The sequence below is a fragment of the Sphingomonas hominis genome (genome assembly GCF_013328205.1).
In the GTDB taxonomy this organism is placed as follows: domain Bacteria; phylum Pseudomonadota; class Alphaproteobacteria; order Sphingomonadales; family Sphingomonadaceae; genus Sphingomonas; species Sphingomonas hominis.
Genome location: NZ_JABULH010000002.1, coordinates 138,560 through 154,385, shown reverse-complemented (window position 1 = coordinate 154,385; position 15,826 = coordinate 138,560). Strand labels below are relative to the sequence as shown.

Genomic DNA, 15,826 nt, shown 5'->3' with positions numbered 1-15,826 from the left:
GATCAAGTCCGGGGCAACGGCAGCTGATATCGATTGAAACCCAACAGCGCCGCTTACTCAATACGATGAGCACGTGTCTTACCCCCTTGCAACACCTGTGGGGACGGTTAGGCTCGCATCCCTGATTTTCTCTCCTGCACAGGATGCCCGCATGGATCGCCGCCACTTCCTCGCCGCCGGAACCGCGACCGCCGCGCTCGCCGCCATGCCGTTGTCGCGTGCCTTGGCGCAGACAGCCGGCGCCCCTGCCGCGCCCGGCGACGGAAAACTGACCGCCGCGTTCGACCGCGTGCTGGCGGAAACGGTCGCGAACGCACCCGAATTCGCCACCTCGCTCGGCTTCGACAAGGGCGCGAACGCGCACCTGCGCCACGAACTGGGCGACAACTCGCCCGACGCACTCGCCAAGGACCTCGCCCGCGCCAAGCAAATGCGCGCCGAGGTAGCCGCGGTGTCGCCCGACACGCTGTCGCCGCAGGCGAAGATCGATCGCGAGGTCGTGCTCTACAACATCGATTCGCAGATGGTCGGGCCGGAGCGGTTCGGGCTCGGGTCGCCGCAGGGGCCGTATCCGATCTCGCAGCAGGACGGCGTGTATTTCTCGCTGCCCGACTTCCTCGCCTCGACCCACCCGGTCAAGACCGCCGACGATGCTGAGGCGTATCTCGACCGCCTCGGGTTGATGGAACGCCAGCTCGACAACGAGAGTGCGGTACAGCGGCAGGAGGCAGCGAAGGGCCGCGTCGCGCCCGACTTCTCGCTCGATCTGACCTTGGGACAGATGGCCAAGCTGCGCGGGGCGCCGGCGGCACAGAGCGGGCTGGTCCAGTCGCTGGTCATCCGCGCCAAGGCGGCGAACCTGCCCGGCGACTGGCAGGCGCGCGCGACCAAGATCGTCGAGGCGCAGGTCTACCCGGCACTCGACCGGCAGATCGCGCTGGTGAAGGAGCTGCGCCGCACCGCGCGCTCGGACGCGGGCGTGTGGGCGATCCCCGGCGGCGACGCGCTCTACGCCGCCGCGCTCGCACAATCGACCACCACGACGCTCAGCCCGGACGAGGTGCATCGCATGGGGCTGGAGCAGGTCGCCGATCTGACCGCGCAGCTCGACGCGATCCTGAAGGGTCAGGGACTGACCAAAGGCAGCGTCGGTGCGCGGCTCGACCAGCTCAACAAGTCGCCGGCGCAGCTCTACCCCGACAGCGACGCCGGGCGCGCCGCGCTGCTCGCCAGCCTGAACCAGAGCAATGCCGCGATGCAGGCAAGGCTGCCGCGCGTGTTCAGCAATCCGCCCACCGCGCCGCTCGAGATCAAGCGCGTCGATCCGTCGATCCAGGACGGTGCACCCAACGGCTACTACTTTCGCGCCCCGCTCGACGGATCGCGGCCTGCGATCTACTGGATCAACCTGAAAGGCGTCGGCGACTGGCCCAAGTACACGCTGCCGAGCCTGACCTATCACGAGGGCGTGCCGGGGCATCACCTGCAGATCTCGACCGCGCAGCGCGCGCCGACGCACCCGTTGCGCAAGATCGCCTTCTTCAACGCCTATCTCGAAGGCTGGGCGCTCTACGCCGAGCAGCTCGCCGACGAGATCGGCGGCTACGCGACGCCGGTCGAGCGCGCCGGTTATCTGCAAAGCTTCCTGTTCCGCGCCGCGCGGCTGGTGGCCGACACCGGCATCCATACGAAGCGTTGGACCCACGCGCAGGCGACTGACTATTTCGTCAACACGGTCGGGTTCGCTCGCGGGCGCTCGCAGCGCGAGGTCGAGCGTTACTGCGTCTCGCCGGGACAAGCATGTTCCTACAAGATCGGCCACGCCGCGTGGCTGCGCGCGCGCGACAATGCCAAGAAGATCTCGGGCGCGAAGTTCGACATCAAGCATTTCCACGACGTGCTCGAGTCGGGCGCGATGCCGCTATCGATGTTGGAGCGGATCGTCGAGGAGCGCGCGCGCTCGGTCGCTTGACCGACGCCCGACCGACGCTCGACCAACTCCGGGCAGGCGCGAGCATACCCGCGCCTGCTTGCAACCCTTCGCCGCCCTCCTGCATTCTGACCGGATCGGGAGGAATGTTATGCGTTATCTGCTTGCCGCCACCGCGCTCGTCACCTGCGCGGCCCCAGCCGCTGCCCAGTCGGGCAGCGTCCGCGCAATCTCCGCGAGCGAGCGTTCGCAGGGCGCGCAGGCCAACCCGCAATTGCTCGCCGAGTTCGGCGGCAAATATGACGGCCCGCAGGCCACCTATGTCGAGCAGGTCGGCAAGCGCGTCGCGGTGCAGTCCGGCCTGTCGAACGCGCAGAACGATTTCACCGTGGCGCTGCTCAACTCGCCGATCGAGAACGCTTTCGCGATCCCCGGCGGCTACGTCTACGTGACGCGGCAATTGATGGCACTGATGAACTCGGAAGCCGAACTCGCCTCAGTGATGGGGCATGAGGTCGGCCACGTCGCCGCGCGCCACTCGGCGGCGCGCAACCGCACCTCGTCGATCGGCGGGCTGTTGTCGGGCGTCGTCGGCGCGGTCGCGGGCAATGGCGCGATCGGGCAGTTGCTCGGCGCGGGCGCGCGACAGGCGGCAGGGCTCTACACGCTGAAGTACGGCCGCGATCAGGAATATGCCGCCGACGGGTTGGGCGTCCGCTACATCACCGCTGCGGGTTACACGCCCTATGCCGCCGCCGACATGCTGGCGCAGTTGAACGATTCGACCGGCCTCCAGGCGCAGATCGCCGGGCGCGACGCCAATGCGGTGCCGAGCTGGGCGTCGACCCACCCCAATGGTGCCGACCGCATCCGCCGCGCGCGCGCACTGGCGCAGGCGACGGGCAAGCCCGACGCCGCACCGACGCAGGACACCGCGTTCCTCCGCCGGCTCGACGGCCTGCGCTACGACGACGATCCCGCGCAGGGCGTGATCGACGGACAGACGTTCCGCCATCCTGCGATGCGCGTCCGCTTCACCGCGCCTGCTGGCTACCAGATCGCCAACGGCACCGACGCGGTCACCGTCACCGGCACGGCCGGCCAGGCGCAGTTCCGCGCCGCGCCCGCGACCAGCGACCTGTCGGGCTTCATCACGCAGCGTTTCAGCAGTCTGGGTGCATCATCGGCGGGCGAGGTCCGCACCGGCAGCGCGGGTGGCGTCCCGTTCGCTTATTCAACGGTCGGCGCCTCGGCGAACGGCCGCGCGGTTGACGCGACGATTGTTGCCTATCGGTTCCCGTCCGCTACCTACAGTTTCACTTTGATCACGCAGCGCGGCGCCGGCGTGGGCGGCTTTGCACCGTTGGTCGAGAGCGTCGCGCCCCTGTCCGCCAGCGAGGCGGCGGCGATCAAGGGCAAGCGCATCCGCATCGCGACGGTCAAGGCGGGCGACACGGTCGACACGCTGGCGCGGCAGATGGCCTATTCCAACTACCAGCGTGAGCGGTTCCTGACCTTGAACGGGTTGGACGACGACGCGCGGCTGACGCCGGGGATGCTGGTCAAGCTGGTCGTCGCCGGCTGACGGATAGCGTCGGATACTTGGTCGTTATTCTGGACCTGGGACCTGCTTCATTTCGCCGATACGGCGATAGCGGGGTTGCGATCCACTATTGGAAAACATTGGCCGGAAGCGTGTAGCGACTGGGCGGGTGTGCGACGCGGCGGATCGCATCCGCTCGCCCTTTGCCTTCACCGCATCAGTGCTTTACCCCGCAGCCATGCCTGCCACGCCCGTCCAACGCCCCGCGATCTCCGTCGTCATTCCTTGTTTCAACGAGGAGGCGACTTTGCCGCTGCTCCACGCGCGCGTGTCGGCGGCGGTGCGCGGCGTGGTGGGCGACGACCATGAGATCGTGCTGGTCAACGACGGCTCGCGCGACGGCAGTTGGGCGGCGATGCAGCGGTTGGCGAGCGAGGACGCGCACGTCGTCGCGATCAACCTGTCGCGCAACCACGGCCACCAGCTGGCACTGACCGCCGGGCTCGACCTGTGTGCGGGCCAGTATATCCTGATCATCGACGCCGACCTGCAGGATCCGCCCGAACTACTCGGCGACATGTGCGAGATGATGGCGCGTGAGGGTGCCGACGTCGTCTACGCGGTGCGGCGCAAGCGACAGGGCGAGACGATGTTCAAGCGCGCGACCGCCGCCGCCTTCTACCGCGTGCTCGACCGCGTCACCGACACGCCGATCCCGCTCGACACCGGCGACTTCCGCCTGATGACCAGGCGGGCGCTCGACGCGCTCCTGTCGCTCCCCGAACAGGCGCGCTTCATCCGCGGCATGGTCGCCTGGGTCGGCTTCCGCCAGGTGCCCTTCCCCTACGACCGCGCCGAGCGTCACGCGGGCGAGACCAACTACCCGCTCGGCAAGATGGTGCGCCTGGCACTCGACGCGGTGACCGGCTTCTCCACCGCTCCCTTGCGCTGGGCGAGCCATCTGTCCGTCGTGCTCGCAGGCGTGTCGCTCTTGCTGCTGTTCTACATCGCCTGGGGCTATTTCGCCGGCGACCGCGTGCAGGGTTGGACCTCGACCATGCTCGTCGTCGTGGTGCTGAGTTCGATCCAGATGTTCGTGCTAGGCATGATCGGCGAGTATCTCGGCCGGCTCTACATTGAGGCGAAGCGGCGGCCCTTGTACCTCGTCGCCGATATCGCCGGTCCGGTCCACGGCCGCGCGACGCTGGGCTTCCAGGCCGAGACGACGATCATCCCCCAGGCACAGGTCGCGGGCGAGCGCGCCGCCTGATCAGGCGCCGCAGCACCCCGCGAACGCCGCGCCCGACCCGCACCAGCACGCGTCGGCGGGCGCGGGCACGACGCGGTCGGTCCGCCCGCGCCGCATCGCGCGCAGCAGCCGCGCCTTCGCCTCCTGGATCGTCGCCTGCTCGGCGGCGAGCCGCGCGATGCTGGTGCGTGCATCATCGTCGTGCGCGTGAACGCCGACGCGGCCGTCGAACCCGTCGCCGACCAGCGCCGCACGCCCTTCTTCCACCAGCGCGAACAAGCGTTCCTGCACGCCGGCGAAGCGCATCGACACCGCGAAATATTGCTCGTCGATCGCGGCGGGCGACAGCGGCATGAAACTGGGCGCGACCGCGGTCAGGCGGATATCGGCGGGCGGCGTGAAGCGCGGTTCGGGGATCAGCGTGGTCGACGCACCGCAGCCGGGATGCGGTGCCGCCGTCACGTCGCGGTACTCCCCATCGCGCTCCCAGAAAGCGTGAAACACCAGTTCAACGAAACGATCGGGCCACAACAGCGCCATCCAGCCATAGCGCGCCGCCCCGCCCTCGTCCGCGACGATTGCCGCGACGTTCATGCAGGCAGTGGTCTGCGGCATCGCGCGCACCCGCGGCGCGGCGATCACGTCCACGTTCGGCGAGACCGCGTCGCGTACCTCATTCGCTAGCGGAGCCAGGGGCGCGAGGTCGACGTGGCCCTGCCTCATGCGCCTGCCCAACGTGCTCGACCGCTCGCTCTCGCCACCATCGCCCGTCTTTCGCGCCGAACACGCGGAGCCGCAACCATTGTCTCGGCCGCCAACCCCGGCACCCGCTTTCCCTTTGTGTTGGCCGCGCGCATGACCTAGACCCGGGCGCGCGGGCATCCGGGCCTGCGTTGGGGAAAGCGTTGGCGACACAACCCGCCTTGTTCGACGCCGGCACCCACGCGCGCCGCTGGGTGGAGGATTACTGCGCCACCGTGCGCGGCGCGGACGTGCTGTGCGCGTCGGGCGACCTGTCGTGGACCGCGATGCTGGAGGAACTCGCCGGGATCGCCGGCGACGATCTCGGCCACGCGCGCGAGCGGGTGCAGCGCCACTCGATCGACATCGGCACCGGCTTCCGCGTCATCGGCGAGGCGAACGAGCGCGCGTGGCCGCTGTCGCCGGTTCCGATGCTGATCGATACCGACGAGTGGCGGCACATCGAGCGCGGGGTAACACAGCGCGCCGAGCTGCTGGAGTTGATCCTGGGCGACCTGTACGGGCCAGGCACGCTCGTTGCGCGCGGTCACCTGCCCGCCGCCGTGGTCACCGGCAGCCCACACTTCATGCGCCCGCTGGTCGGGCTGACACCACCTGGCGGGCACCACCTGCACTTCGTCGCCGTCGAGCTGGGTCGCGGCCCGTCGGGCGAGTGGCGCGTGCTGGGCGATCACCTGCGCATGCCGACCGGCGCGGGTTACGCGCTGGAGAACCGGCTAGCGGTCAGCCGTACGCTCGGCGGATTGCAGGCCCGGTTGAACGTGCGCCGCCATGCCCCCTTCTTCGCCGCCTTTCGCGAAGGGCTCGCCGCCGCGTGCGAGCGCAGCGATCCCCGCATCGGGCTGCTGACGCCCGGACGCTACAACGTCAGCTACCCCGAACAGGCGCATCTCGCGCGCTATCTCGGGCTCTTGCTGGTCGAAGGCGACGACCTCGCCGCGCTGGAGGACAAGGTCTATGTCCGCACCATCGGCGGGCTGAAACGCATCGACGCCTTGTGGCGCCGGGTCGACCCGCGGCTGCTCGATCCGCTCGCGTTCGACAGCCATTCGCGCATCGGTGTGCCGGGGCTGATCGACGCTTATGCCGCGAACAACGTCGTGCTCGCCAATGCGCCGGGCGCGGGCGTGCTGGAAAGCGCGGCGCTCGGCGCGTTCCTGCCGCAACTCTGCACGCGGCTGACCGGCGACGAGCTTCGCCTGCCGCAGATCGCGACCTGGTGGTGCGGGCAGCCCGCCGAACGCACGCACGTCGAGGGCGAGCTGAACTCGATGCTGCTGGCGTCCGCCTTCGGCGCGGCGACGCTCGGCCTGCCTGGCGAGCGCACGATCGCGGGCGCGGACCTCGATCCGGCGCAACGCGCGCGCTTCCTCGCCGACCTTGACCGCCGCCCGCAGGATTATGTCGGGCAAGAGGTGGTGCGCCTGTCCACCATGCCGGTCGTCGTCGGCGACCAGCTCGTCGCGCGGCCCTTCACCCTGCGCGTGTTCGCCGCGCGCGACGGCGCGGGTCGCTGGCAGGTGATGCCAGGCGGCTTCGCGCGCATCGGCGAACATGCCGACGACCGCGCCGCGGTGATGGGCGAGGGCATGTGGTCGGCCGACGTCTGCGTCCACGGCCCCGAACCGGTCGCGCCCGTGTCGCTGCTGCCCGCCGCCGACACGCACCAGATCCGCCGTAACCCCGGCACCTTGCCCAGCCGCGTCGCCGACAATTTCTTCTGGCTCGGCCGCTATCTGGAACGCGGCGAGGCATTGCTGACCGCGATCCGCGTGATGCTGGGCAATTCGATCGACGCCGACGCGGGCGCGGCATTGAGCGCCGGGACGGTGGCGCGATTGGTCAGCGAGATCGTCGCCAGCGGGGCCGCCCCTGCCCCGCCCTCGCTGCGCCGCGCCGACCTGACGCAATTCGCGCGCACCGCGATGGAGGCGCGCGAGTGGCAGTCGGTGTACGCAATCAACGGCCACACCAACCGCATCGCCGGCGGGTGCCGCGACCGGCTATCCGCCGACATGGTGCGGTTGCTCGACGCGCCGTTCCCGTCGCACCGCGGCATGCTCGACCGCGCGGGCTCGCTCCAGCGTCGTTACGCCGCGATCGCGGGGCTGTCAGCCGAGCATATGGGGCGCACCGCCTCGTGGCGCTTCCACGACCTCGGCCGCCGCGTCGAGCGCGCGGGCGCGATCGTGCGCGCAAGCCGCGCGTTCGGCATGGCGGGCGCCGGGCAGGACGACGTGTCGACGCTGCTCGACCTTGGCAACAGCCAGATCAGCTATCGCCAACGCTATTTGACCGGCATCGCGCGCGTGCCCGCGATCGACCTGACCCTGCTCGACCCCGGCAACCCGCGAAGCCTCGCCTTCCAGGTCGAGGCGATCGGCGAGCATCTGGCGGCGCTGCCGGTGCTCGGCGACGACGGCATGGCCGAGCCGCAGCAGGTCGAGGCCATCGAGCTGAAGGCGCTGGTCTCCACCGCGCGCGCCGCGACGCTCGACACCGACACGCTGAACGAGGTCGAGCGGCGGCTGTGGCGCATCTCCGACGCGGTCGCGCGCCGCTATTTCCTGCAAGGCGCAGAGCCACTGCGCGCCAGCGGGCTGACGCTCGCGTGAGTGAGGCGGCATGATCTACGACATCGTCCACGTCACGCGCTTCGACTACGGCAACGCGGTCAAGTTCGCGCGCTGCAACCTCCGCCTCAAACCAATCGACTGGCCGGGGCAGAGCGTCGAGGATTACGAACTACGCGTCAGCCCGCTTGGCCGTACCGCGCCCGCGGTTGCCGAAGCCGGGCTCGCCAACGTCACGCGGCTGGTGGTCGACCAGCCGGTGCGCCGGCTGACGATCGAGTCGATGGCGCGCATCCGCGTCGACCGGCTGATCCCGGTGCCGAGCGAGGCCGATCCAACACTCGCCGAGATTGCCGCCTGGGCGCGCGCGTCGAACGACCTGTCGGCGGCGAGTCCCGCCAATTACCTCTTCCCCTCGCCGCTCATCCCGCTCGACCGCGACATCGCCGATTATTGCGCGCCCGACCTCGATCCGTCCCGCAACTGCCTGGAGGCAGCGATCGCGCTGGCGCAGCGAATCCAGCGCGATTTCGTGTTCGACGGCACCGCGACGATGGTCGACACGCCCCCGCACGAGGCATTCGCCAAACGCCGCGGCGTGTGCCAGGATTTCGCGCAGATCATGATCACCGGCCTGCGCGCCGCCGGGCTGCCCGCCGCCTACGCCTCGGGCTATATCCGCACCATCCCGCCGCCCGGTCAGGAACGGCTGGTCGGCGCCGACGCGACGCACGCCTGGGTCCTGCTGTGGTGCGGCCCCTATCACGGCTGGGTCGGCGTCGATCCCACCAACGGCATCTGGATGGCGGGCGACCACGTGATCGTCGCAATCGGGCGCGACTATGCCGAGATTGCGCCAGTCGACGGCGTGGTGCTCGGCTCGGGCGCGCAATCGATGGAGGTCAGCGTCGACGTCGCGCCGCAGGAGGTGCCCGCATGAGCGCGCCGATTGCACTCACCCACAACCTGCCCCACATAGTCGGGTAACACACTCAACGGGGAATCAATGGCCGATCCGTACCAGACCTTGGGCGTCGCGCGGGGCGCGTCCGAGGCCGACATCAAGAAAGCATATCGCAAGCTCGCGAAAGAGCTGCATCCCGACCGCAACAAGGACAATCCCAAGGCGTCCGAGCGGTTCAGCCAGGTGACCGGTGCCTACGACCTGCTGACCGACAAGGACAAGCGCGCGCGTTTCGACCGCGGCGAGATCGACGGCGACGGCAACCCGGCCGCCCCATTCGGCTTCGGCGGCGGCGGTGGTCCGCGCCCCGGTGGGCGAGGTGGCTTCCAGGGGCAGCAGTTCGACTTCGGCGGCGAAGGCGCGGACATGTCCGACATCTTCGAAGGACTGTTCGGCGGACGCCAGGCGGGCGGCGGCGGGTTCGCCAGCGGCTTCGGCCGACGCCAGCAGCCGCGCGCGAAGGGTGCCAACGTCACCTATCGCCTGCGCGTGCCCTTCATCGACGCGGCCGCACTCGCACCGCAGCGGATCACGCTGGGTGATGGCAAGACGATCGACCTGAAACTGCCTGCGGGGGTCGAGGACGGCACGCAGATGCGGCTGTCGGGCAAGGGCGAGCCGGGTCCGGGCGGCGCCGGCGACGCGCTCGTCACGATCGAAGTGGTGCCGCATCGTTTCTTCACCCGCGACGGCGATGACGTGCGGGTCGACCTGCCGATCTCGCTCAAGGAAGCGGTGCTGGGCGGTTCGGTCAAGGCGCCGACGGTTGAGAAGCCGGTCATGCTGACGATCGCGCCCGGCGCGTCGAGCGGCAAGGTGCTGCGCCTGAAGGGCAAGGGCTTCCACAAGAAGGGCGGCGGACGCGGCGATCAGTTGGTCACGCTGATGGTCGACGTGCCGGCGGACGATGCCGCGTTGAAGGCGTTCGTCGCCGATTGGCCGGGTGACGAGCGGAACCCGCGCGACGCGATGGGCGTCTGAGCGAGCGTGAGCGAGATCGAAGCCCCACCGGCGCTGACGCCCGAGGATCGCGCGCGGCACCACGCGCACGGTCGCGCCCGCGCCGTCGTGTCGAAGGAATATGCGCGGGTAAAGCCCGGCAGCGTCTTCTTCGAGGTGCTGAAGCGCGCCTCGATCGGCGTCTATAACGACGGGTTCATCCACGCGGGCAACCTTGCCTATCTCGCGCTGATGACGCTGTTCCCGTTCTTTATCGTCGCAGCCGCCGTGCTCTCGCTCGTCGGGCAGAGCGCGGAAACGCAGCGCGCGGTGGCGAGCTTCCTGTCGGTGCTGCCGGGCGAATCGGCGGAGTTGCTGCGCAAGCCGATCGCCGACGTTCTTCAGGCGCGCACTGGTTCGCTCCTGTGGCTGGGCGCGCTGGTCGGCTTGTGGACCGTCGGCAGCTTCGTGGAAACGATCCGCGACATCTTCCGCCGCGCCTATGGCACGCGCGCGACGCAATCGCTGTGGCGCGCGCGGCTGGGCTTGAGCCTCGCGATCGTCGCCTCGGTGTTCGTGGCACTCGTGTCGTTCTTCGTACAAGGCCTGCTGACCGCAGCGGAGCAGTTCATCTACCGACTGCTACCGTTCGCGCAGAACGTGGCGGGCTGGCTCGGCCTCGCGCGGTTCGTTCCCGCCGCGATCATGTTCGGCGCGCTCTACATGCTGTTCTACTCGGTCACACCGGGCAAATATCGCCACACCAGCGATCGCAAATGGCCGGGCGCGCTGTTCACCGCGATCTGGTGGGTCAGCATGACCGCGGGCCTCCCTTGGGCCTTGTCGAACCTCGGCGGCTACGACCTGACCTACGGCAGCCTGGCGGGCGTCGTCGTCATGCTGTTGTTCTTCTACCTCATCGGGCTCGGCCTCGTGTTCGGCGCGCATCTGAACGCGGCACTGGCGGAGCCACCCGAAGCGGTAGTAGAGGGGGTGAAGACACAGAATGTAGCAGGGACGGCGACGGCGTGAATGGATTGATGGCGGGCAAGCGCGGGCTGATCATGGGGCTCGCCAACGATCGGTCGCTCGCATGGGGTATCGCCAAGCAGTTGAGCGAAGCGGGTGCCGAACTCGCTTTCTCCTATCAGGGTGAGTCGCTGGAAAAGCGCGTGCGCCCGCTCGCCGAGCAGCTCGGCTCGACCAAGCTGATCGACTGCGACGTGTCCGACATGGCGCGGCTCGACGCGGCGTTCGACACGCTCGCCGCCGACTGGCCGACGATCGACTTCGTCGTCCACGCGATCAGTTTCTCCGACAAGAACGAGCTGCGCGGCAAGTATGTCGATACCAGCCTCGACAATTTTCTGCTGACGATGAACGTGTCGGCCTACAGCTTCGTCGCGGTGGCGAAGCGCGCGCGCGCGATGATGCCGGAGGGCGGCAGCCTGCTGACGCTCAGCTATTACGGCGCGGAAAAGGTCGTGCCGCACTATAACGTGATGGGCGTCGCGAAGGCCGCGCTGGAAACTAGTGTCAAATATCTTGCGATGGACCTGGGGCCGGAGAACATCCGCGTCAACGCGATATCCGCAGGGCCGATCAAGACACTGGCAGCGAGCGGGATCGGCGATTTCCGCTACATCCTGAAATGGAATGAGTTGAACTCGCCCTTACGTCGCAACGTGACGATCGACGACGTCGGCGGCGCAGGACTGTACCTGCTGTCCGATCTCGCGTCGGGCGTGACCGGCGAGATCCACCACGTCGATGCCGGCTACAACGTCATCGGCATGAAGGCCGAGGACGCGCCCGACATCGCGCTGGCGTGAGCGCACGCGGCATTCTCGACAAGCTCGGCGTGAAGCCGGGCGACACGCTCGTGTGCGTGGACGCGCCGCCCGCACTCGAGAGCGTGCTCCCTGCGGGCGACACGCCGGATGCTGACGCGACGCTGGTGTTCGTACGCGACCGTGCTGGCGCCGCAGCCGCGATCCCGGCAACGCTCACCCGTTTCACACCGGGCCACCGGCTTTGGTTCGCCTACCCTAAACGTTCGGGCGCGCACGCCAGCGACATCTCGCGCGATACGGGATGGGAGCCGCTAGCCGCGGCCGACTTCCTCGCTGTCACGCAAGTGGCGCTCGACGACGACTGGTCGGCGCTGCGCTTCCGCCCCCGCGGTGAGATCAAGCGGCTGACACGCGCGAGCGAGCGCGCGTGATTGCGATCCGGCCCGCGACCGGCCACGACGTCGCCGCGATCGACGCGCTGCTGCGCACCAGCTTCGCACGCCCGGGAGAAGCCAATCTCGTCCGTGACCTGTGCATCACCGGCGACATGGTGCTGATGTTCGCCGCACGCGACGAGGAAACGGACGCGCTGGTCGGCACCATCGCATTCAGCCGCATGGACGTGAGCGTCGCGGGCAAGCCGATCTCGGCCGTGGCACTCGCTCCCATCGCGGTTGCACCCGCCTACCGCGACCAGGGCGTGGCCGAGGCCTTGGTCCAGGCCGGCATCGACCGGCTGGAGCAGGAAGGCGTGGTGCTCTGCTTCGCGCTGGGTGAGCCCGCCTTCTACGCCCGCTTCGGGTTCGACGCCGATTTCGCACGCAACTTCGACTCTCCCTACGCGGGCGACTACCTGCTGGCGCTGCCGCTCCAGGGCGGATTGATGCCGTGCGGGGTGCGCGAGCACGCGCATCACGCGCCCGCCTTCGCGAAACTGTCCGACACATGAGCTACAATACCTTCGGCCGCGTGTTCCGCTTCACCACCTGGGGCGAGAGCCACGGACCCGCGATCGGCGCGGTGGTCGACGGTTGTCCGCCGGGCATCGCGCTCGATGAGGCCGCGATCCAGCCGTGGCTCGACCGCCGCCGACCCGGCACCTCGCGCTTCACGACGCAGCGGCGTGAGCCCGACCAGGTACGCATCCTGTCGGGCGTGTTCGACGGCCGCACCACTGGTACGCCGATCAGCCTGATGATCGAGAACGTCGACCAACGTTCGAAGGATTATTCGGAGGTCGCGCAGGCGTACCGCCCCGGCCACGCCGATTACGCCTATGACGCCAAATATGGATTTCGCGACTATCGCGGCGGCGGGCGCTCGTCGGCGCGCGAGACCGCGTCGCGCGTCGCCGCCGGCGCGGTCGCGCGACTGGTCGTGCCGCAGGTTCGCATCCGCGCCTGGGTCGAGGCGATAGGCGACGACACGATCGATCCGGCCAATTTCGACGACGCGCAAATCGACGCCAACCCGTTCTTCTGCCCCGACGCCGCCGCCGCGGCACGCTGGGAGGAAAAGGTCGATGCCGCGCGCAAGGCAGGCTCGTCGCTCGGCGCGGTGGTGGCGTGCGAGGCGACTGGCGTCCCCGCCGGCTGGGGCGCGCCGCTCTATGCCAAACTCGACAGCGAACTAGCCGCCGCCGCCATGTCGATCAACGCGGTCAAGGGTGTCGAGATCGGTGACGGCTTCGCCGCTGCCGCATTGTCGGGCGAGGAGAATGCCGACCGAATGCGACCGGGCGCGAATGGCCCCGCGTTCCTCGCCAACCATGCCGGCGGTATCGCGGGCGGGATCGCGACCGGGCAGCCGATCCGGTTGCGCGTCGCGTTCAAGCCGACCAGCTCGATCCTAACCCCGGTCGAGACGATCACGCGCGACGGCGCCGCGGCCGAGATCGCGACGCGCGGTCGCCACGATCCCTGCGTCGGCATCCGCGGCGTGCCGGTGGTCGAGGCGATGGTCGCGCTCGTCCTCGCCGATCAGGCACTGCTGCACCGCGCGCAATGTGGATAATCGTTTCGGCAGGGTAATGCTCGACGAGCGCGGTGCATGATCGACTTAATATCGGCAAGGCTGACAGCGCACCATCCAAGTAGATTATCTAGTATAACTGGTACAAATGCGGTGATGATGCGCTAACTCCTGCCGCTCGCAATCGTACATCCGCTGGGAACGTCTTGGTGAGCACGCCGTTAGTGGCGGTAATTCACAGGAGAGACTCACATGCGTATCATGATTTCGATTGCCGCCGCAGCACTCGCGCTTCCCGCCATTGCCTCGGCACAGACCACCGGCGGCTCGACCGGCACCGGGATGGGTTCGACCACCGGCACCATGGGCAGCACGACCGGTACGATGGGTTCGACCACGGGCACCATGGGCTCCACCACCGGCACGATGGGGACGATGGATCAGACGACGCCCAGCACGTCGACGACCACCACGACCGACTCGACGATGAGCACGCCGTCGACCAGCACCACGCGTTCGTCCCGGTCGCAGTCGCGTACGCGCTCACGCACCCGTTCGACCACGCCGAGCACCATGACGCCGAACTCGAGCACGATGACGCCGAACGGGACGATGGGGTCGACGACCGGCACCACGCCGCCGCGTTTCTGATCCTCGATCAGCGCCGAAACGACGAAGGCCCGGGTTCACACCCGGGCCTTTGCCTATTCAGCCGTTGCGCAGTGCTCAGTCGGCGAACGGATCGCGCACCAGGATCGTGTCTTCGCGTTCCGGGCTGGTCGATACCAGCGCCACCGGACAACGGATAAGCTCCTCGACACGGCGGATGTACTTGATCGCTTGCGCCGGCAGATCGGCCCAGCTCCGCGCTCCCGCGGTCGACCCTTCCCAGCCCTCCATAACCTCGTAGATCGGCTCTACCTCGGCCTGATCCTTGGCGTGGGCGGGGTAATAATCGAGTTCAGCCCCGCGCAGGCGATAGCCGGTACAGATGCTGATCGTCTCGAACCCGTCGAGCACGTCGAGCTTGGTCAGTGCGATTCCGGTGATCCCGCTGACCGCCGCCGACTGGCGCACCAGCACCGCGTCGAACCAGCCGCAGCGACGCTTGCGCCCCGTCACCGTACCGAACTCGCGCCCGCGCGTGCCGAGCCGCTCGCCCGTCTCATCGTCGAGCTCGGTCGGGAACGGCCCCGATCCGACGCGGGTGGTGTACGCCTTGGCGATCCCCAGCACGAAGCCGACCGCCGCTGGCCCCAGCCCTGACCCACCCGCCGCGGTGCCCGCGATCGTGTTCGACGAAGTGACGTAGGGGTAGGTGCCGTGATCGACGTCGAGCAGTACGCCCTGCGCACCCTCGAACAGGATGCGGCGACCGGCACTGCGCGCCTCGTTCAGGTCGCGCCACACCGGCTTGGCGAACGACAGCACGAAATCGGCGATCTCGCGCAGGTCGGCGAGCAGGCGCGCGCGGTCGATCGGCGCTTCGCCGAAGCCGGCACGCAGCGCGTCGTGGTGCGCACACAATCGGTCGAGCTGCGGCCCGAGATCATCGAGGTGCGCCAGATCGCAGACGCGCAGCGCCCGCCTGCCGACCTTGTCCTCATACGCCGGCCCGATCCCGCGCCGCGTGGTGCCGATCTTGCCCGCGCCGCTCGCATCCTCGCGCAGACCGTCGAGATCGCGGTGGAACGGCAGGATCAGCGCGCAGGTATCCGCGATACGCAGCGTATCGGGCGTCGCGCGCACCCCCTGCTCGCTCAGCCGCTCGACCTCGTCGCGCAGCGCCCAGGGATCGAGCACCACGCCATTGCCGATCACCGACGGCGTGCCGCGCACGATGCCCGAGGGCAGCAGCGACAATTTGTAGACGTTCTCGCCCACCACCAGCGTGTGACCGGCATTGTGCCCGCCCTGGAAGCGCACGACCACGTCGGCGCGCTCGGCCAGCCAGTCGACGACCTTGCCCTTGCCCTCGTCGCCCCATTGGGCGCCGACCACCGCTACGTTCGCCATGAGATACAGAACTCCGCCTGCCGCGTACAATCCGCGCACCCTTCGACAGGGCTCGGCGCGCGAACGGTTCCGAATTGTCGGGCGCG

At 68.8% G+C, this 15,826-nt stretch carries 15 protein-coding genes; 11 read left to right on the top strand and 4 right to left on the bottom strand.

Annotation, left to right across the window (positions count from 1 at the left end; translation table 11 throughout):
• Nucleotides 1-151: 151 nt before the first annotated feature.
• The 3 genes from HRV97_RS05790 to HRV97_RS05780 all read left to right on the top strand — a co-directional run bounded on the left by HRV97_RS05790 (nt 152) and on the right by HRV97_RS05780 (nt 4,743).
• Nucleotides 152-1,972, top strand: coding sequence for a DUF885 domain-containing protein (locus HRV97_RS05790; RefSeq protein WP_174192954.1), 1,821 nt, complete (start codon nt 152-154; stop codon nt 1,970-1,972).
• A gap of 109 nt (nt 1,973-2,081) precedes the next feature.
• Nucleotides 2,082-3,515 carry a M48 family metalloprotease gene (locus HRV97_RS05785; RefSeq protein ID WP_174192953.1) on the top strand — a complete coding sequence of 478 codons (1,434 nt, stop codon included), beginning with the start codon at nt 2,082-2,084 and terminating at the stop codon, nt 3,513-3,515.
• A gap of 196 nt (nt 3,516-3,711) precedes the next feature.
• Nucleotides 3,712-4,743: a glycosyltransferase family 2 protein gene (locus tag HRV97_RS05780; RefSeq protein WP_174192952.1), complete on the top strand. Its 1,032-nt coding sequence runs from the start codon at nt 3,712-3,714 to the stop codon at nt 4,741-4,743.
• On the opposite strand, the gene HRV97_RS05775 is transcribed toward HRV97_RS05780, so the two are convergent.
• Entirely contained in the window at nt 4,744-5,445 is a 702-nt protein-coding gene (locus HRV97_RS05775; protein WP_174192950.1) for an SEC-C domain-containing protein, read from the bottom strand.
• A gap of 182 nt (nt 5,446-5,627) precedes the next feature.
• Between HRV97_RS05775 and HRV97_RS05770 the strand changes: the two genes are divergently transcribed.
• From HRV97_RS05770 to aroC, 8 genes are all read left to right on the top strand, one after another.
• Nucleotides 5,628-8,099, top strand: a complete 2,472-nt coding sequence (locus HRV97_RS05770) for a circularly permuted type 2 ATP-grasp protein (RefSeq protein ID WP_174192948.1) — start codon at nt 5,628-5,630, stop codon at nt 8,097-8,099.
• Between the two features lie 10 nt (nt 8,100-8,109).
• On the top strand, nt 8,110-8,997 hold the full coding sequence (locus HRV97_RS05765) for a transglutaminase family protein (RefSeq protein WP_174192946.1): 888 nt from the start codon (nt 8,110-8,112) through the stop codon (nt 8,995-8,997).
• Between the two features lie 66 nt (nt 8,998-9,063).
• On the top strand, nt 9,064-10,002 hold the full coding sequence (locus tag HRV97_RS05760; protein ID WP_174192944.1) for a DnaJ C-terminal domain-containing protein: 939 nt from the start codon (nt 9,064-9,066) through the stop codon (nt 10,000-10,002).
• Between the two features lie 15 nt (nt 10,003-10,017).
• Nucleotides 10,018-10,992 carry a YihY/virulence factor BrkB family protein gene (locus HRV97_RS05755; protein WP_425505744.1) on the top strand — a complete coding sequence of 325 codons (975 nt, stop codon included), beginning with the start codon at nt 10,018-10,020 and terminating at the stop codon, nt 10,990-10,992.
• Nucleotides 10,989-11,792 carry an enoyl-ACP reductase FabI gene (gene fabI / locus HRV97_RS05750; RefSeq protein ID WP_343044450.1) on the top strand — a complete coding sequence of 268 codons (804 nt, stop codon included), beginning with the start codon at nt 10,989-10,991 and terminating at the stop codon, nt 11,790-11,792. Before HRV97_RS05755 ends, fabI begins: the two co-directional genes overlap by 4 nt.
• Nucleotides 11,789-12,184 (top strand): hypothetical protein, encoded by a 396-nt coding sequence (locus tag HRV97_RS05745; protein ID WP_174192940.1) that lies wholly within the window; start codon nt 11,789-11,791, stop codon nt 12,182-12,184. The genes fabI and HRV97_RS05745 overlap by 4 nt, the downstream gene beginning before the upstream one ends.
• Entirely contained in the window at nt 12,181-12,702 is a 522-nt protein-coding gene (locus HRV97_RS05740; protein WP_174192938.1) for a GNAT family N-acetyltransferase, read from the top strand. The genes HRV97_RS05745 and HRV97_RS05740 overlap by 4 nt, the downstream gene beginning before the upstream one ends.
• The gene (aroC, locus tag HRV97_RS05735; protein WP_174192936.1) at nt 12,699-13,766 is read left to right on the top strand and encodes a chorismate synthase; all 1,068 of its coding nucleotides are present in this window, start codon (nt 12,699-12,701) and stop codon (nt 13,764-13,766) included. The genes HRV97_RS05740 and aroC overlap by 4 nt, the downstream gene beginning before the upstream one ends.
• 206 nt (nt 13,767-13,972) lie before the next feature.
• Here the strand turns inward: aroC and HRV97_RS05730 are convergent, their stop codons facing one another.
• The 3 genes from HRV97_RS05730 to HRV97_RS05720 all read right to left on the bottom strand — a co-directional run bounded on the left by HRV97_RS05730 (nt 13,973) and on the right by HRV97_RS05720 (nt 15,740).
• Complete coding sequence (locus HRV97_RS05730) at nt 13,973-14,131, bottom strand: hypothetical protein (protein ID WP_174192934.1); 159 nt, start codon at nt 14,129-14,131, stop codon at nt 13,973-13,975.
• Between the two features lie 33 nt (nt 14,132-14,164).
• Nucleotides 14,165-14,356 (bottom strand): hypothetical protein, encoded by a 192-nt coding sequence (locus tag HRV97_RS05725; protein ID WP_174192932.1) that lies wholly within the window; start codon nt 14,354-14,356, stop codon nt 14,165-14,167.
• Nucleotides 14,357-14,450: 94 nt separating this feature from the next.
• Nucleotides 14,451-15,740 carry an adenylosuccinate synthase gene (locus tag HRV97_RS05720; protein WP_174192931.1) on the bottom strand — a complete coding sequence of 430 codons (1,290 nt, stop codon included), beginning with the start codon at nt 15,738-15,740 and terminating at the stop codon, nt 14,451-14,453.
• Nucleotides 15,741-15,826 lie beyond the last annotated feature (86 nt).